The sequence below is a fragment of the Pseudomonas sp. 05N433 genome (assembly GCF_056396925.1).
The window spans coordinates 1-15,726 of the sequence record NZ_JBFTML010000050.1; the positions used below are offsets into that span (position 1 = coordinate 1).

Genomic DNA, 15,726 nt, shown 5'->3' on the forward strand with positions numbered 1-15,726 from the left:
TCGCAATACCAGTCGCAATACCAGCCACTTTCGCCCGACTCAGCCGCTCCTTGAACAACAGCCARGAAGCCAGGCCGATCACCGCCGGGTTCAACGCCACGATCAAAGACGCCCGGGACGCGTTGATGTAATGCAGCCCGTAAAAGAAGCACAGGTTGTAGAAGAAAATCCCGAAGAATCCCAACAGCGCCAATTGCAACCATTGCCTGGGGCTGGGTCGCACCAAGGGCACCCGCGCCAGCAGCAGGAACACCAGCAACGCCACGCTCGCCAGCAGGAACCGCAGACTCGCGGCCAATAACGGAGAGAGGCTGTCGGCCAGAAACCGCCCGGCGACGAATGTCCCGCCCCAGATCATGGTGACCGCCGCCAGTTTCAGATAAACCGGCACATCCGAAGAGTTCGCAAGGGTCTGTTCACACGTAGTCATAAGTCTCCACCACCAGAAATCGGGCATGTGGCGTATCATTCGACTAATGATCGATCATCGTAAAATGAGTAAAAGCTCATGACCCTCACTCAACTCGAGATTTTCTCGCTGGTGGCCGAACTGCGCGGCTTCACGGCGGCCGCCCATCGTTTGGAGATTTCCCAGTCTGCGGTCTCCCACGCACTCAAGTCGCTGGAACAGGAATTGGGCGTCGAACTGCTGCGTCGGCATCAGTCCCAGGTCGAGCTCAGTGATATCGGCCAGCAGCTATTACTGCGCGCTCGGGCAATGCTCGGGCTGGCCAACACTTTGCGTCAGGAGGCGGCCGATTCACGCGGGATGAAAACCGGCACTCTGCGTATAGGCTCGTTCGGCCCGACCTCATCGATCAAGCTGTTGCCCAGGATCTTGCAGCACTACCGCGCCTCGCATCCGGGCATCGAGGTTCATATCGATGAAGGGCCGGATCGCCAGGTGATTCAGTGGCTGGAAGAACGGCGTATCGACATCGGCTTCGTGGTGTTGCCCCAAGAGCGTTTCGACACCGTGGCCTTGATCGAGGACCAGATGGTCGCGCTGCTGCCTGCCGACCATGTACTGGCCGGTCGCGGCAGCTTGCGCCTGAACGACTTGTGCCACGACCCTTTTGTGCTGACCGAAGCCGGGTCTTCGGAGCTGGTGTCGCGCCTGTTCAATACGGCGCGATTGACGCCGAACATTCGTTATCGCTGCTCGCAGTTGCTCAGCACATTGGACGTCGTAGGCCGTGGCGATGCCTTGACTGTCGTCGCCGAAAGCTCACTGCCTGACGACCACGACAACCGCTACGTGAAAAAACCGCTGTCGCCCCCCATCAGCCGCCAAGTCGGTCTGGCGGTGCTCGATCAGCGTCAGTCATCCCCCGCGACACTGGCCTTTATTAAACTGGCCTCAAGATTGATTAAAGGTTGAGCGGCATAAGGGCCGATAGCCAACTATCATGGCTGAACTCTTTTGGGAGGCATGTCGACCTGCCAACCTTTGAGAGCCCTCTTTTATCGCGATGGATTTGCGAATGCCACTGAACGTCAAAAGTCGCCGCAAGCGTGGCACCCGAATCACTGTGACTGTTTTGAGCGGATTGCTCCCGGTGTTGCTGGGAGTCGCCATTCTCTATCTGCAGGCTGAACGTACCCTCAAGCAAAGTACTGAACTGACTGGCGAAGAATCCATTCGCCAGTTCGAACTGATGCTCGACAACACCGCCCAAGCGGCGCAGGAGCTCCTGCCGCTGGCTGGCAAAAACTGCAATGACGTTAAACTGGCCTTGCGCGAACAAGTTACGCGCCGGCCCTTCGTGCGCTCGACCAACCTGGTGTGGGACGACAACCTCTATTGCAGTTCGTTGTTCGGTGAATATCAGGAAAAGGTTAATCCCGGCGACTACACCCAAGGCCAGTTATGGCTCATGAACGGCAACCCGGTCACGCCCAATACCGCGCTGTTGGTGTACCGGCTYAGCGAAGGAAATAAAGGGGCATTGACCACGCTGAACGGTTATCACCTGAGCAATGAATTGCGCCTGATCGGCCGCAAGACATTACTGTTGCTACAAGTCGGTCCCAACTGGTTGTCTGCCGACGGCAAAGTTCACGAGGACGCCCTGCCCGCCTTGCCGGTAGCACAAAGTATGCTGACGTCCTCGCGTTATGCCTTTACGGTGGCCGCAGGTTTCCCCGAAGGAGAAACCTGGCGTTACATGCGTAGTGAATACCCGCCACTGTTCAGTCTGTTGATGTTCTTCGGCGTGGTGTCAGGTTCAATCGGGCATGTGCTGCAGAAGCGCTCGATGTCGCCCAGCCGTGAAATGCAGCGGGCGCTGGAGGCAGCAGAATTCATTCCTTACTTTCAGCCCGTGGTGCATGGCGACAATAAGCTGTGGTCCGGCACCGAAGTATTGATGCACTGGAAACATCCCAGGGAAGGCCTGGTGCGTCCGGATCTGTTTATCCCGTTTGCCGAACATTCCGGTCTGATCGTGCCGATGACCCGCTCGCTGATGCAACAGACCGCCACATTGCTGGCGCCCTTGTCGGCATCGTTCGAGGGGCCATTCCACATTAGCATCAACATCACCGCCAGTCATTGCCGGGATCTTGCGCTGGTCGAAGACTGCCGAGAATTCCTCAGTGCTTTTGCACCGGGCAGTGTCCATTTAGTGCTGGAGTTGACCGAGCGCGAACTGGTCGAACCGACAGCCATCACCCTGCTGTTGTTCGAACGGCTTCGCGCGCTGGGCGTGATGATCGCCATCGACGACTTTGGCACCGGCCATTCAAGCCTCGGTTACTTGCGTCAGTTCAATGTGGACTTCCTGAAAATCGACCAGAGCTTTGTCGCCATGATCGGTGTCGACGCCCTCTCCCGGCACATTCTGGACAGCATCATCGAACTCTCGGCCAAACTCGATCTGGGCATCGTCGCCGAAGGGGTGGAAACCGAGGAGCAAAGTGACTATCTGACTGCCCATGGCGTGAACTTTCTGCAAGGTTATCTGTTCGGCCGGCCGATGCCCGGCGCAGAGTTCATTAGAGCATTAAGTGATCATTAACTAACCACGTTAAGCGCCGGAATCATGATGATGCGCGCCAAATTGAATCAAAAGACTACTCTTGTTACATGAAGAAAAAGTCAGGATTTACTCTTGGCCAATTAACTACTACAATTTTTCAYACCTGTGCAAAATCGGCAGGCGTGCCATTATCACCGAGTCGCTTCAAGGCTCTTGGCTTATAGCTTTGTTTGCGGTTGGTTTCAGCCAAACACACTATTGGAGTAAAGATATTGTCCAGACTCGCTGAATTCCGTGCAGCTGAAAAGGCCCTTCAAGAACAGCTCAAGCAGTTGGAATCTTTGAAGAACGATGCCGGTCTCAAAAAAGAAATCGAATTCGAAGAAAAGCTCCAGGGGCTGATGAAAACCTACGGCAAGAGCTTGCGCGACATCATCGCCATCCTCGACCCGCACCCGGCGAAATCCGGCCTGCAGCAGGCAACCGCCCCTAAAACCCGCCGCGCTCGCGTGGTCAAGGTTTATCAGAACCCGCACACGGGTGAACTGATTGAAACCAAGGGCGGCAACCACCGCGGCCTGAAAGCCTGGAAGGAACAATACGGTGCAGCCACCGTTGACTCCTGGCTGCGCGCCTAAGCGCTCACGGTAATAAAAAAGCCCTGCCAATGCAGGGCTTTTTCATGGATGCCGTCTAAAATGCGACGATAGTCGCCGATCAATTCGCTATAGCCTGACTAACTTTGTGCTTAATCCGTTTGGCTATCTAAAAATCCGGGCCATGCTCAAAAGCGTGGGTACAGAAACCTTAAACTAAAGTTTCAAGCTGATTCGAGCTGCCTCTATGTCGCCCTGACTTGCCTTATAAACCTCAGCCTGCCCCGCGTAGGAAAGAACATAGGCTTTATCGCCGTCCACTGCGGCGACCAATGTTTGAGACAACACATGTCGACCGTTCTGGGTAATGGTGCAGGTAGTTTCCAGCGCCGATAACCGGCTCAAGGCAGTCGGATGAATTTTGTTGCAGACGCTCTGATAGCCGCCCTGAAAAAAGTCCTTCTGCACGGACTTGCGCATTTCCAGTAACACACCTTCCAGATTCACCTGATGACCGCTTTCCACTTGAGTCATGGTCAACTCCATCACCATTACCGGTGTCCCGTCCTGGTCGTTTTTTACCGCGCGCTGGCGGGAAACCTGAGGTTTGGCCTCGTCTTGCGGCACGGTCTCGACTGTCCATCCATTGGGCCAGGTCACGACCGGAGCTTCTGCATCAGCACGGGTAACACCTGAAAGCAGACACATAAGGACGAACATCAATTGACAGGGTCGGATCATTGTAATGAACACTCACGGATTGAGCCGCGAAGTCTGAGCTTCACCCGCCCGGCAGGCAAGCCTGCGGTTTTGGTTTGGCGATGCCAGGCCCCTTGCGTATCATTGTGAGCATTCTTGGAATTTCCGGAGGGCCCATGAGCCTGCACGAACTCAATACATTTTCTGGTGTGACCGCCCAACCTGACACCGCCACCCAGAAGTTCGTCTTCAACCACACCATGCTGCGGGTCAAGGACATCACCCGGTCCCTGGATTTCTACACCCGCGTCCTGGGTTTCTCGCTGGTGGAAAAGCGTGATTTCCCGGAAGCCGAGTTCAGCCTGTACTTCCTGGCGCTGGTCGATAAAAACCAGATCCCGGCCGATGCCGCTGCCCGCACCGAGTGGATGAAATCGATCCCCGGCATTCTCGAACTGACCCACAACCACGGCACCGAGAACGACGCGGATTTCGCCTACCACAACGGCAACACCGACCCGCGCGGCTTCGGCCATATCTGCATTTCGGTGCCGGACGTCCGCGCCGCGTGCGAACGTTTTGAAGCGCTGGGCTGCGATTTCCAGAAACGCCTGAACGACGGTCGTATGAAGAGCCTGGCGTTCATCAAGGACCCGGATGGTTACTGGGTCGAGATCATTCAGCCGGCACCGTTGTAAATTAAAAGATCCACCCACAAAAAACCCCATGATCGCTCATGGGGTTTTGTGTTTTCAGCTTCGGCGTTTATGCCGGCGCCGAGGTGCGAATCAAGTGATCGAATGCGCTCAGGGAAGCCTTGGCGCCCTCACCCACCGCAATCACGATCTGCTTGTACGGCACGGTAGTCACGTCGCCGGCCGCGAACACGCCGGGGATCGACGTCTCACCACGGGCATCGACAATGATCTCGCCACGCGGTGACAGCTCGATGGTGCCTTTGAGCCAATCGGTATTAGGCAGCAGACCGATCTGCACAAAAATCCCTTCCAGCTCAACAGTGCGCAGCTCGTCCGACTGACGATCCTTGTAGCGTAGGCCGTTGACCTTCTGGCCATCGCCGGTCACTTCAGTGGTTTGCGCACTGGTGATCACGGTAACGTTCGGCAGGCTGTGCAACTTGCGCTGCAACACCGCATCGGCGCGCAGTTGCACGTCGAACTCCAGCAGGGTTACGTGGGACACGATCCCCGCCAGGTCGATGGCTGCTTCGACGCCGGAGTTACCGCCACCGATCACCGCCACACGCTTGCCTTTAAACAGCGGACCGTCACAGTGCGGGCAGTACGCCACGCCCTTGTTGCGGTATTGCTGCTCACCCGGAACGTTCATTTCACGCCAGCGCGCGCCGGTGGCGAGGATTACGGTCTTGGCTTTCAAGGACGCGCCGCTGGCGAAATGGATTTCGTGCAATTCACCGTTTTTTCCCGGCACCAGCTTGTCGGCGCGTTGCAGGTTCATGATGTCCACGTCGTATTGCTTAACGTGTTCTTCCAGTGCCACGGCCAGTTTCGGCCCTTCGGTTTCCTGCACGGAGATGAAGTTCTCGATGGCCATGGTGTCGAGCACCTGACCACCAAAACGTTCAGCCGCCACGCCGGTGCGAATGCCTTTACGAGCGGCGTAAATTGCCGCTGAAGCACCGGCCGGGCCACCGCCGACGACCAGTACGTCGAAGGCTTGCTTGGCGCTGATCTTCTCGGCCTGGCGCTCGATGCCGCTGGTGTCGATCTTGGCGAGGATTTCTTCCAGGCCCATGCGACCCTGGCCGAAGTTCACGCCGTTCAGGTAAACGCTTGGCACGGCCATGATCTGGCGCTCGTCAACTTCGGCCTGAAACAGCGCGCCGTCGATGGCGACGTGGCGGATGTTCGGGTTCAGCACGGCCATCAGGTTCAGCGCCTGAACCACATCCGGGCAGTTCTGGCAGGACAGCGAGAAGTAAGTCTCGAAGTTGAACTCGCCTTTGAGCGAGCGGATCTGCTCGATAACGTCGACACTGGCTTTCGATGGGTGGCCGCCGACTTGCAGCAAGGCCAGCACCAGGGATGTGAATTCGTGGCCCATCGGGATGCCGGCGAAACGCAGGCTGATATCGGCTCCCGGGCGATTGATCGAGAACGATGGTTTACGCGCATCGTTACCGTTGTCGAGCAAAGTAATCTGGGTGGAAAGACTGGCAACGTCTTTGAGTAACGCGAGCATTTCCTGGGATTTCGCACCGTCGTCGAGGGATGCAACGATCTCGATCGGCTGAGTGACCCGTTCCAGGTACGATTTCAACTGGGCTTTAAGATTGGCGTCCAACATACGGGCGATTTCCTTAGATGCTGTTTGAATAGAGAGCAATCAGACATAAAAAAACGCCCGAGCGAATCTCGCCCGGGCGTTTTATGGGGCGGTGCAGCTTACTTAGTAGGTGCGGAGCTCCGCCCTGATGAAGCGCGTCACAGACTTAGATCTTGCCGACCAGGTCCAAGGACGGAGCCAGAGTAGCTTCGCCTTCTTTCCACTTGGCTGGGCACACTTCGCCCGGGTGAGCGGCGACGTATTGAGCGGCCTTGATTTTGCGCAGCAGCTCGGAAGCGTCACGGCCTACACCGCCATCGTTGAGTTCAACGATTTTGATCTGGCCTTCAGGGTTGATCACGAAAGTGCCACGGTCAGCCAGGCCAGCTTCTTCGATCAGCACGTCGAAGTTGYGGGAGATGACATGAGTCGGGTCGCCGATCATGGTGTACCGGATTTTGCCGATGGCTGGCGAAGTGTTGTGCCAGGCAGCGTGGGCAAAGTGGGTATCGGTGGAAACGCTGTAGATCTCGACGCCCAGTTTTTGGAACTCGGCGTAGTTGTCAGCCAGGTCTTCCAGTTCGGTCGGGCAAACAAAGGTGAAGTCAGCTGGGTAGAAGAAAACGACAGACCACTTGCCTTTCAGGTCAGCGTCCGACACGTGTACGAAGTCGCCATTTTTGTAGGCGGTAGCTTTGAACGGTTTAACTTGGCTGTTGATGATAGGCATCGGTGACTCTCCGTCAGGGGTTAAGAAGTTGATGTGGTGAATCCTACCCACCCGATCGCCGGTTGGCTCATTGGCAAACCTGATGCTGCTGATTTGTTTTCGCTATTAGCCGAGCGTATTAATAGAAGAAAACGTGATCTACAGCGCCAACGGCTTTTCAGCGATTCGGGTCATCCCGAGAAACGGGCTGGCTTCAACATAGCGCATGGCTGACTTCACATCCTTCCAGCCCACGTAATTCATCAACGACTTCAAATCCCAACCGCTCTGAGCCGCCCAGGTGGCGAAGCCGCGACGCAGGGAGTGACTGGTGTAGTGCTCGGCCGCAATGCCGGCGCGCTCCAGTGCCTGGCGCAACAACGGGATCACGCTGTTGGCGTGCAAGCCCTCCTCGCTCAAATGGCCCCAGCGATCGATGCCACGAAACACGGGGCCACGGACCAACGCGGCTTCAGTAATCCATTCGATGTAGGCCTGTACCGGGCACAGGCGCTGCAAGGCGGGTGCCTGGTAGGTCTGGCCGAGGTTCTCGCGATCGCCCTTGCTGCGTGGCAAGTAAAGGGTAATGCCTGAACCGGCGCTGGCTTGTACATGCTCGATCTGCACGCGGCACAACTCATCACTACGAAAACCACGCCAGAAGCCCAGCAGGATCAGTGCGGTGTCGCGCTTGGCTCTCAGCAATCCCGCGCGATCGCCCTGCGCCCTGGCGGATTGTGCTTCCTGCTCCAGCCAGGCGATCACTTGCTCCAGATGTTGAAGCTGCAAGGGTTCAGCCTGTTTTTCCTGGGCCGGGTGCAGCGCGCGAATACCTTTGAACACTTTGCGCACCACCGGTGCCTTGGTCGGATCGGCGAACCCCTGGCTGTTGTGCCACTGCGCCAACGCGGACAAGCGCAACTTCAAGGTATTGATCGACAGCACGCCCGCATGTGCAACCAGGTACCGCGCAACGCTATCGCTGGTCGCCGGCAGGAACCCGCCCCAGCTGACTTCGAAGTGCTCGATGGCCGCGCGATAGCTGCGACGGGTGTTGTCGCGGGTAGCGGCTTGCAGGTAGCGATCCAGATCGGTCATGGGCTCAGTGCTCGAAAACGTACCGCGTTGGCGATTGAAAACCCGGTCTACAGCTCATCACACGGGGTAATACCAGTATATCCCGCATCAGTTATCACAAGTTTTTAACTTTATTCACGGCATGGTACATTGCTAATATTAGTGGTACGTACCACAGTATCAAATCGTAGGAGAACACATGGCACGTGGCGGCGTAAACAAGGCACTGGTGCAAGCGGCACGCTCGGCAATCCTCGCCCGGGGCGAACACCCGAGCATCGACGCAGTGCGGATCGAAATGGGCAATACCGGCTCGAAAACCACGATCCATCGCTATCTGAAAGAGCTCGATGACGGCGCCGAACCCGCGCCAGCACCTTCCGAACCGATCGATGATGAGCTGACAGCGCTGGTGGCGCGTCTGGCGCAACGCCTGAAAGAACAGGCGCAAGAACCCATCGACCAGGCACGCGCGCAGTTCGAGCAACAACGAAAAGAGCTGGAAACCCAGCTGCACGAGGCCCGCGAGGCCAATACCGAATTGCAACAGCAATACGAAATTCAAAGCCTGGCGCTGACCCAGGAATCGGCGGAACTGCACGACACCCGCTCGATGCTGCAAACCGAGCAAACCCGCAACGCCGGGCTGAACCAGGCACTGGCCGATTTCGAATTGCGCTTGCAGGACAAGGACGAGCAGATCCGCTCACTGGAAGAAAAACACCTGCACGCCCGCGAAGCACTGGAGCACTACCGCAACGCCGTCAAAGACCAGCGCGAGCAGGAACAGCGACGCCACGAAGGCCAGGTGCAGCAGATTCAGATGGAGTTGCGTCAGGCCCAGCAAAGCGCACTGGTACGCCAGGATGAAATCACCCAACTGCATCGCGACAATGAGCGTCTGCTGACCGAAAACCGTGGCACGCTGCGGGAGTTGAGCCTGTTGCAGGAGCAACTCAAGCACACCAACAGCCGACAGGATCAGTTACTGGAACAGGTCACCCGCATCGACAGCGAACGCACCCTCCTCCAGGAACGCTTGCGCATTGCCTTGCTGGAAAGCCAGTCTCTCAAGCAGAACATTGACGAGCAGTCGCACATCAACAAAGCGCTGGAAGTTGAACTAATCAAGTTGCAGGCAAGCCTGGATGAAAGCGTGCGTCTGGCCGCTGTCGTTGCGACAGCGCCAGACGCATCAGCGCCACAGAAGAACGATTAACCCGCGACTGGCGTACGCATGGTGACGAACTCTTCGGCGGCCGTCGGATGCACACCGATGGTTTCGTCGAAGTCGCGCTTGGTCGCGCCCGCTTTCAGGGCAATCGCCAATCCTTGCACGATCTCGCCGGCATCCGGGCCGACCATGTGGCAACCCAGGACCTTGTCGGTCTTGGCGTCCACCACCAGTTTCATCAAGGTGCGTTCCTGGCATTCGGTCAGGGTCAGCTTCATCGGCCGGAAACGGCTTTCGAAGATCACCACATCGTGCCCGGCCTCGCGCGCTTCTTCTTCAGTCAGCCCGACAGTGCCGATGTTCGGCAAGCTGAACACGGCGGTCGGGATCATCTTGTAATCCACCGGGCGATATTGCTCAGGCTTGAACAAACGCCGCGCTACGGCCATGCCTTCGGCCAGAGCAACCGGCGTGAGTTGTACCCGACCAATCACATCACCGAGGGCCAGGATCGACGGTTCAGCGGTTTGATACTGTTCATCGACCTCGACAAAACCTTTCTTGTCGAGTTTGACCCCGGTGTTTTCCAGCCCCAGGTTGTCGAGCATCGGACGCCGACCGGTGGCGTAGAACACGCAATCCGCCTCCAGCTCACGACCATCCTTGAGCGTCGCCTTCAGGCTGCCATCGGCCTGCTTGTCGATACGTTCGATGTCGGCATTGAATTGCAGGTTCATGCCGCGCTTGGTCAGCTCTTCCTGCAAATGTTTGCGCACTGTGCCGTCGAAGCCACGCAGAAACAGATCACCGCGATACAGCAGCGTTGTCTCGGCACCCAGCCCGTGGAAAATCCCGGCGAACTCCACCGCAATGTAACCACCACCGACCACCAGAACGCGCTTGGGCAGCTCTTTAAGGAAGAATGCCTGGTTGGAGCTGATGGCATGCTCGTGCCCCGGAATCTGCGGGATCTGCGGCCAACCACCGGTGGCAATCAGGATGTTTTTGGCGGTGTAACGCTCGCCATTGATCTCAACCTGATGCGGGTCGACGATTTTCGCGTGACCTTCATGCAAGGTCACACCACTGTTGACCAGCAGATTGCGATAAATGCCGTTCAGGCGATTGATCTCGCGATCCTTGTTGGCGATCAGCGTCGCCCAGTCGAACGTCGCTTCACCCGGAGTCCAGCCAAAACCTTGCGATTGCTCGAAGTCTTCGGCGAAGTGCGCGCCGTAGACCAGCAGTTTTTTCGGCACACAGCCGACGTTCACGCACGTACCGCCCAGATAACGGCTCTCGGCCACGGCGACTTTCGCACCAAAACCGGCCGCAAACCGCGCAGCCCGCACACCGCCAGAACCGGCACCAATCACATATAGGTCAAAATCGTAGGCCATTACTATCTCCTCGGCAGGACACCAGCATACCTGCGAGCGCCCTTTGGGCAAGCGTTGCAAACTATTTGGGGCCGAAAAATGAAAAAGCCACCCGAAGGTGGCTTTTCAATACAAGCAGCTCAGGCGCTATCAGTAAGCCTTGCCAGTCTTGTAGAAGTTCTCGAAGCAGAAGTTGGTTGCGTCGATGTAGCCTTCGGCGCCACCGCAGTCGAAACGCTTGCCTTTGAACTTGTAGGCCATGACGCAGCCGTTTTGCGCTTGCTTCATCAGGGCGTCGGTGATCTGGATTTCGCCGCCCTTGCCTGGCTCGGTCTGTTCGATCAGGTCGAAGATGTCCGGGGTCAGGATGTAACGGCCGATGATCGCCAGGTTCGACGGTGCATCTTCAGGTTTTGGCTTCTCGACCATGCTGTGAACGCGATAGATGTCGTCGCGAATCATCTCGCCGGCGATCACGCCGTACTTGTTGGTTTCCTGAGGATCGACTTCCTGGATGGCCACGATCGAGCAGCGGAACTGCTTGTACAGCTTGACCATCTGGGTCAGTACGCCGTCGCCTTCGAGGTTGACGCACAAGTCGTCCGCCAGTACTACGGCGAAAGGTTCGTCGCCAATCAGTGGACGGCCGGTCAGGATTGCGTGGCCCAGGCCTTTCATTTCGGTCTGGCGAGTGTAGGAGAACGAGCACTCGTCGAGCAGTTTACGGATGCCGACCAGGTATTTTTCCTTGTCAGTGCCCTTGATCTGGTTTTCCAGCTCGTAGCTGATGTCGAAGTGGTCTTCCAGGGCGCGTTTGCCGCGACCGGTAACGATGGAGATTTCGGTCAACCCGGCATCCAGTGCTTCTTCGACGCCGTACTGGATCAGTGGCTTGTTTACCACCGGCAGCATTTCTTTGGGCATGGCTTTAGTCGCTGGCAGGAAGCGAGTACCGTAACCGGCTGCTGGGAACAAGCATTTCTTGATCATATAAGTCCTTGAAAGGGCTGTGTGTACGAGTTTCGGCGCAGTCTAATCAGGCGGCGTGCACCTTACAATGCCCCGCACTGGCTAACCGACGCCATCATAGAGAAATATTCTGATGGATAGTTCCGCAGATAAGCTGCACAACGTCTTATAGATAGCAGAGATCGACGACCTGCGCGGCCATCAGTCTAGCGACAATCTGCCCCACCCTACACCCATCGGCACCCGTTGAGGGCATTTGGCGCTATTATTGCGCACCTGAACCAGCCAACGAGGCAGATAGATGTCGGCAGCAAAAAGCGTCAACGGGTACCTGATCAATCAGGCGAAAGACGGCCAGTGGTGGATAGACAGCGTCGGCGGCGAGAATATTGCCGGGCCGTTCCCTACAGAAGCGTTGGCGATTGAAGTGGCATCGGTGTTGCAGGATCAACCCGCAGCACCCAAGCGGCGTGGCAAGGACAAGCCTTGAGCTGAACCTGGCGCGACCGCAGCCCTGTCTTCGCGCAGGGCTTTTTTGTGAATGCCTGCAACGAAGTGGCCAATCGCCATAACCTTTCGTTGCAGCCGCTGTCATAGCGTTTAGCCCCCATCACTGACGACGACCACGACATGAAAAGATTCTTGCCACTGATTGCGGTACTGGCCCTGAGTGGCTGCGCCACGTCAGAAACGACTTACCTGAAAAATGGCGAGCAAGGCCTGACCATCGACTGCTCCGGGGAAGCCAACGCCTGGGCCAGTTGCTACGAAAAAGCCGATGCCTCTTGCGCCGGCACCGGCTATCGGATTGTCGGTACCGACGGTACACCTTCGACCAAGGAAAGCGACAAAACCCTGGGCGTCGACGTCGGCAATTACAAGAACCGCAGTGTGGTGGTGGTCTGCAAGTAGGGCACCCAATGCCCTACATATGGATTTCGGCGAACTTGATCCCGAGCCCGCGTACCGTCTCGATCAAATCGTCGAGGCGGCTGAAGGACTCGACTTCATCGTTGTCATCCACCAGGAAAAAACTGCGCCCGGCGCTTTTCTTGAAAAATACGATCCACTCCCCCGGATTCGCCGGGTTCTGAATCACATGGGTGGCAGAGATATGACCCTCTGCGTGGCGCTCCCGCACCTGCTCTCGTTTCATGCTCGACTCCAGAAATGACAATGCCGTCAAAGTGCGACTTTGACGGCATCGATGCTGACCGGGGGTAGTCTATCAGCCGGAAATGCACGCGGTGGCGGCATTGCGCACATCCCATGGGCGCAACGGTACATTGGAGATGCGCTCATGCAGTTTGATGCTGCTGCCACCGGAGCGGTCTTCAATGTCAAACACCGCTGCCGGCCCCGAGGAAAACTTCTGCGGCACAATCACCCGCATGCCATCCTTTTGCGGCTCGACTTGCAAGGCCCCACGGCTACTGGCCAATTTCTCGACCAGGCACTGGGCGTACTCATGGGGTTTCTTGCCTGAAATCACGTTCATGGTAGGCAACGACGCAGTGATGTCCGAGACCGTCGCACATCCACCCACTGCCAATACAAACGGCACGACCAGAACACCCCATTTCATATGAAACCTCCGATAAAGACCCTCCGACAGCACAAATGCTGTTTTTCTCCAAGGCTCCCTGCTTTTATCGCTCATAGAATTCCAAATAACTGTTTTTAATTGTCAAAGCGGACCCCGACAGCCAGATAATAACCTGTTCGGGCTGATAAACTGCGCCAATCGCCCATGCTATCGTTTTGATTTTGTAGAAAAAGCCCTTCTGGAGGCGCCTCATGAAATTTATCCACCAGCGCGAGCACCTCAACGAAGACGACATCGTCGTCATTCAGTGCTCCCAAATGTGCAACATCCGCTTGATGAACGACGCCAACTTCCGCAGCTTCAAGAACGGCGGCCGTCACACGTATCACGGTGGCGCATTCGACACCTTCCCGGCCCGGATCACCGCGCCGAGCACCGGTTTCTGGAACATCACCATCGACACGGTCAACCGCCGGCCGATCAGCGTGACCCGCAAACCGACCCTGACGCACTCGATCAAGATCATCCGCCGCTCCAGCTCGAAGCTGAGCTGAACCCACACCAGAACAGGCAGGTATGACCGTGGCCCAGACGACCAAATACGTCATCAAATACAAACTCAACGGCGAACGTCGCTTCGAATTCGCCCAGCTTGAAAACGGCACTGCAGAAGAAGCCAAGGCTGCGCTGGACAAGCTGCATGGCCAGAGCGAAGACGTCATCAGCGAGATCAGCGTCAGCAAAGCGCTGTAACGCGATCTGGAGCGACAACATGGACGTCTGCTCCCCTCTCGCGAATTCGACCGCAAGCGCCGGAGTGCCCGCGCTCGCAACGCTCTCTAAACTGGCCGCCTCGACCTTTTGGTCAAGGAGTCAGAACCCTTGCTTACCGATCCGATTCACCACGATGCCCTCGACTGGGGCGCGCTTACGCAGCAACTCGACCAGGATGGCTGCGCGATCATCAAATCGCTTTTAAGCCATAAGACCTGCGATGAAATAAGCGCCCTGTACGACTGCCCCGAACCCTTTCGCTCGAAAGTGGTGATGGCGCGCCACGGTTTTGGCCGTGGCGAGTACAAATACTTCAGGTACCCGCTGCCGGATCCGGTGGCCCGATTGCGCAGCGCGCTCTACCCTCGACTGGTTCCCATTGCCAATCGCTGGTACGAATGCATGGATCTGCCGACCCGTTTCCCCGAATCCCACGAAGCGTTTCTGCAACGCTGCCATGCCGCCGGTCAGGAACGCCCGACACCTTTATTGCTGCAATACGGCACGCAGGACTACAACTGCTTGCATCAGGATCTGTACGGCGAACACGTGTTCCCGCTGCAAGTGGCGATTCTGCTGTCAGAACCGGGAGAGGACTTTACCGGTGGCGAATTTGTGCTGACCGAACAACGCCCACGGATGCAATCGCGCCCGCAAGTCATCGGACTGAAGAAAGGTGACGCGTTGATTTTTGCCGTGAATCAGCGCCCGGTTAAAGGCGTTCGCGGCTATTACCGAGTGACCCTGCGTCATGGGGTGAGTCGCCTGCACAGTGGAAAACGGCATACCCTTGGAATCATCTTTCACGATGCGCTATGAGCCCATGAACCCGATCACCTTCGATCTGTTTGCCGACGCAGAACCCGAGCAGCAGCCCAGGCGCGAGCAGATTGGCGAACAATCCTACGTCCTGAGGGGCTTTGCCCTGCCCTGGCTCGACCGGTTACTACCGGCGCTGGAGGCGGTTCTGACAGCGGCGCCGTTTCGGCAGATGGTCACGCCCGGTGGCTTTACCATGTCGGTGGCCTTGAGCAGTTGCGGCACCTGGGGCTGGACCACCGACCGCAACGGCTACCGATACACCCGCAACGATCCGCAGACCGGCGCGCCCTGGCCTGAAATGCCCGAGGTGTTTTTCGAACTGGCCCAGGCGGCGGCGCGAGAAGCAGGGTTTATGGCGTTCGTACCGGATTCCTGCCTGATCAACCGCTATGTTCCCGGGGCCAGGATGTCGTTGCATCAGGACAAAAACGAAAACGCCTACACCGCCCCCATCGTGTCGGTGTCTTTGGGGTTGCCGGCGACGTTCCTGTTCGGCGGCTTCGAACGCAACGCCAAAAGCCAGCGGGTGCCGCTATTTCACGGTGATATCGTGGTTTGGGGCGGCGTGGACCGTTTGCGTTACCACGGCGTATTGCCGATCAAGGAAGGCCAGCATCCGCGGCTGGGCGAACAGCGGATCAATTTCACTTTTCGTACTGCGCGATGATGCAGTCGAATTCGACCGCAAGACCC

General features: G+C 57.2%; 20 protein-coding genes. 11 read left to right on the forward strand and 9 right to left on the reverse strand.

Annotation, left to right across the window (positions count from 1 at the left end):
- The coding region (locus AC1DIS_RS23070) for a DMT family transporter (RefSeq protein WP_477781097.1) at positions 1–430 on the reverse strand (430 nt) is incomplete at its 3' end.
- A gap of 78 nt (positions 431–508) precedes the next feature.
- On the opposite strand from AC1DIS_RS23070, the gene AC1DIS_RS23075 reads away from it, so the two are divergent.
- From AC1DIS_RS23075 to AC1DIS_RS23085, 3 genes are all read left to right on the forward strand, one after another.
- Positions 509–1,381, forward strand: coding sequence for a LysR family transcriptional regulator (locus tag AC1DIS_RS23075; protein ID WP_064617707.1), 873 nt, complete (start codon positions 509–511; stop codon positions 1,379–1,381).
- A gap of 103 nt (positions 1,382–1,484) precedes the next feature.
- A complete protein-coding gene (locus AC1DIS_RS23080; protein ID WP_477743147.1) occupies positions 1,485–3,020 on the forward strand; it encodes an EAL domain-containing protein in 1,536 nt (511 codons plus the stop codon).
- A 233-nt stretch (positions 3,021–3,253) separates the two neighbouring features.
- Positions 3,254–3,619: a histone-like nucleoid-structuring protein, MvaT/MvaU family gene (locus tag AC1DIS_RS23085; protein WP_007935661.1), complete on the forward strand. Its 366-nt coding sequence runs from the start codon at positions 3,254–3,256 to the stop codon at positions 3,617–3,619.
- Between the two features lie 174 nt (positions 3,620–3,793).
- Here the strand turns inward: AC1DIS_RS23085 and AC1DIS_RS23090 are convergent, their stop codons facing one another.
- On the reverse strand, positions 3,794–4,318 hold the full coding sequence (locus AC1DIS_RS23090) for a DUF4946 domain-containing protein (protein WP_477743148.1): 525 nt from the start codon (positions 4,316–4,318) through the stop codon (positions 3,794–3,796).
- A gap of 134 nt (positions 4,319–4,452) precedes the next feature.
- Between AC1DIS_RS23090 and gloA the strand changes: the two genes are divergently transcribed.
- Positions 4,453–4,974, forward strand: coding sequence for a lactoylglutathione lyase (gene gloA / locus AC1DIS_RS23095; RefSeq protein ID WP_477743149.1), 522 nt, complete (start codon positions 4,453–4,455; stop codon positions 4,972–4,974).
- Positions 4,975–5,041: 67 nt separating this feature from the next.
- Here the strand turns inward: gloA and ahpF are convergent, their stop codons facing one another.
- From ahpF to AC1DIS_RS23110, 3 genes are all read right to left on the reverse strand, one after another.
- Positions 5,042–6,604, reverse strand: a complete 1,563-nt coding sequence (gene ahpF / locus AC1DIS_RS23100; RefSeq protein ID WP_192350429.1) for an alkyl hydroperoxide reductase subunit F — start codon at positions 6,602–6,604, stop codon at positions 5,042–5,044.
- Positions 6,605–6,749: 145 nt separating this feature from the next.
- Complete coding sequence (gene ahpC / locus AC1DIS_RS23105) at positions 6,750–7,313, reverse strand: alkyl hydroperoxide reductase subunit C (RefSeq protein ID WP_477781098.1); 564 nt, start codon at positions 7,311–7,313, stop codon at positions 6,750–6,752.
- A 138-nt stretch (positions 7,314–7,451) separates the two neighbouring features.
- A complete protein-coding gene (locus AC1DIS_RS23110; protein ID WP_477743150.1) occupies positions 7,452–8,390 on the reverse strand; it encodes a site-specific integrase in 939 nt (312 codons plus the stop codon).
- 178 nt (positions 8,391–8,568) lie between these two features.
- On the opposite strand from AC1DIS_RS23110, the gene AC1DIS_RS23115 reads away from it, so the two are divergent.
- Positions 8,569–9,588, forward strand: a complete 1,020-nt coding sequence (locus AC1DIS_RS23115) for a DNA-binding protein (RefSeq protein WP_086945543.1) — start codon at positions 8,569–8,571, stop codon at positions 9,586–9,588.
- Here the strand turns inward: AC1DIS_RS23115 and gorA are convergent.
- Together gorA and galU are read right to left on the reverse strand one after the other, a co-directional pair.
- Complete coding sequence (gene gorA / locus AC1DIS_RS23120; protein ID WP_477743151.1) at positions 9,585–10,943, reverse strand: glutathione-disulfide reductase; 1,359 nt, start codon at positions 10,941–10,943, stop codon at positions 9,585–9,587. The genes AC1DIS_RS23115 and gorA overlap by 4 nt on opposite strands.
- A 129-nt stretch (positions 10,944–11,072) precedes the next feature.
- Positions 11,073–11,912, reverse strand: coding sequence for a UTP--glucose-1-phosphate uridylyltransferase GalU (gene galU / locus AC1DIS_RS23125; RefSeq protein WP_003182953.1), 840 nt, complete (start codon positions 11,910–11,912; stop codon positions 11,073–11,075).
- Positions 11,913–12,192: 280 nt separating this feature from the next.
- On the opposite strand from galU, the gene AC1DIS_RS23130 reads away from it, so the two are divergent.
- Positions 12,193–12,381 carry a hypothetical protein gene (locus tag AC1DIS_RS23130; protein WP_007935646.1) on the forward strand — a complete coding sequence of 63 codons (189 nt, stop codon included), beginning with the start codon at positions 12,193–12,195 and terminating at the stop codon, positions 12,379–12,381.
- Positions 12,382–12,521: 140 nt separating this feature from the next.
- A complete protein-coding gene (locus AC1DIS_RS23135; protein ID WP_018929069.1) occupies positions 12,522–12,803 on the forward strand; it encodes a hypothetical protein in 282 nt (93 codons plus the stop codon).
- A 13-nt stretch (positions 12,804–12,816) separates the two neighbouring features.
- On the opposite strand, the gene AC1DIS_RS23140 is transcribed toward AC1DIS_RS23135, so the two are convergent.
- Both AC1DIS_RS23140 and AC1DIS_RS23145 read right to left on the reverse strand, forming a co-directional pair.
- Complete coding sequence (locus AC1DIS_RS23140) at positions 12,817–13,047, reverse strand: hypothetical protein (protein WP_007935641.1); 231 nt, start codon at positions 13,045–13,047, stop codon at positions 12,817–12,819.
- A gap of 72 nt (positions 13,048–13,119) precedes the next feature.
- Positions 13,120–13,476 carry a hypothetical protein gene (locus tag AC1DIS_RS23145; protein ID WP_018929068.1) on the reverse strand — a complete coding sequence of 119 codons (357 nt, stop codon included), beginning with the start codon at positions 13,474–13,476 and terminating at the stop codon, positions 13,120–13,122.
- A gap of 212 nt (positions 13,477–13,688) precedes the next feature.
- On the opposite strand from AC1DIS_RS23145, the gene AC1DIS_RS23150 reads away from it, so the two are divergent.
- The 4 genes from AC1DIS_RS23150 to alkB all read left to right on the forward strand — a co-directional run bounded on the left by AC1DIS_RS23150 (position 13,689) and on the right by alkB (position 15,700).
- Positions 13,689–13,991: a DUF1883 domain-containing protein gene (locus AC1DIS_RS23150; protein WP_007900033.1), complete on the forward strand. Its 303-nt coding sequence runs from the start codon at positions 13,689–13,691 to the stop codon at positions 13,989–13,991.
- Positions 13,992–14,019: 28 nt separating this feature from the next.
- Complete coding sequence (locus AC1DIS_RS23155; protein WP_086945763.1) at positions 14,020–14,190, forward strand: hypothetical protein; 171 nt, start codon at positions 14,020–14,022, stop codon at positions 14,188–14,190.
- A gap of 129 nt (positions 14,191–14,319) precedes the next feature.
- Positions 14,320–15,030 (forward strand): 2OG-Fe(II) oxygenase, encoded by a 711-nt coding sequence (locus AC1DIS_RS23160; protein ID WP_477743153.1) that lies wholly within the window; start codon positions 14,320–14,322, stop codon positions 15,028–15,030.
- Positions 15,020–15,700 (forward strand): DNA oxidative demethylase AlkB, encoded by a 681-nt coding sequence (gene alkB / locus AC1DIS_RS23165; protein ID WP_477743154.1) that lies wholly within the window; start codon positions 15,020–15,022, stop codon positions 15,698–15,700. The genes AC1DIS_RS23160 and alkB overlap by 11 nt, the downstream gene beginning before the upstream one ends.
- The last annotated feature ends 26 nt before the right edge of the window (positions 15,701–15,726 follow it).

What these genes read in the sequence shown, in the direction of transcription:
- AC1DIS_RS23075 (WP_064617707.1), top strand. Translation starts at nt 509, where the DNA reads ATGACCCTCACTCAACTCGAGATTTTCTCGCTGGTGGCCGAACTGCGC.
- AC1DIS_RS23090 (WP_477743148.1), bottom strand. Translation starts at nt 4,318, where the DNA reads ATGATCCGACCCTGTCAATTGATGTTCGTCCTTATGTGTCTGCTTTCA.
- gloA (WP_477743149.1), top strand. Translation starts at nt 4,453, where the DNA reads ATGAGCCTGCACGAACTCAATACATTTTCTGGTGTGACCGCCCAACCT.
- ahpF (WP_192350429.1), bottom strand. Translation starts at nt 6,604, where the DNA reads ATGTTGGACGCCAATCTTAAAGCCCAGTTGAAATCGTACCTGGAACGG.
- AC1DIS_RS23110 (WP_477743150.1), bottom strand. Translation starts at nt 8,390, where the DNA reads ATGACCGATCTGGATCGCTACCTGCAAGCCGCTACCCGCGACAACACC.
- AC1DIS_RS23115 (WP_086945543.1), top strand. Translation starts at nt 8,569, where the DNA reads ATGGCACGTGGCGGCGTAAACAAGGCACTGGTGCAAGCGGCACGCTCG.
- gorA (WP_477743151.1), bottom strand. Translation starts at nt 10,943, where the DNA reads ATGGCCTACGATTTTGACCTATATGTGATTGGTGCCGGTTCTGGCGGT.
- galU (WP_003182953.1), bottom strand. Translation starts at nt 11,912, where the DNA reads ATGATCAAGAAATGCTTGTTCCCAGCAGCCGGTTACGGTACTCGCTTC.
- AC1DIS_RS23130 (WP_007935646.1), top strand. Translation starts at nt 12,193, where the DNA reads ATGTCGGCAGCAAAAAGCGTCAACGGGTACCTGATCAATCAGGCGAAA.
- AC1DIS_RS23135 (WP_018929069.1), top strand. Translation starts at nt 12,522, where the DNA reads ATGAAAAGATTCTTGCCACTGATTGCGGTACTGGCCCTGAGTGGCTGC.
- AC1DIS_RS23140 (WP_007935641.1), bottom strand. Translation starts at nt 13,047, where the DNA reads ATGAAACGAGAGCAGGTGCGGGAGCGCCACGCAGAGGGTCATATCTCT.
- AC1DIS_RS23145 (WP_018929068.1), bottom strand. Translation starts at nt 13,476, where the DNA reads ATGAAATGGGGTGTTCTGGTCGTGCCGTTTGTATTGGCAGTGGGTGGA.
- AC1DIS_RS23150 (WP_007900033.1), top strand. Translation starts at nt 13,689, where the DNA reads ATGAAATTTATCCACCAGCGCGAGCACCTCAACGAAGACGACATCGTC.
- alkB (WP_477743154.1), top strand. Translation starts at nt 15,020, where the DNA reads ATGCGCTATGAGCCCATGAACCCGATCACCTTCGATCTGTTTGCCGAC.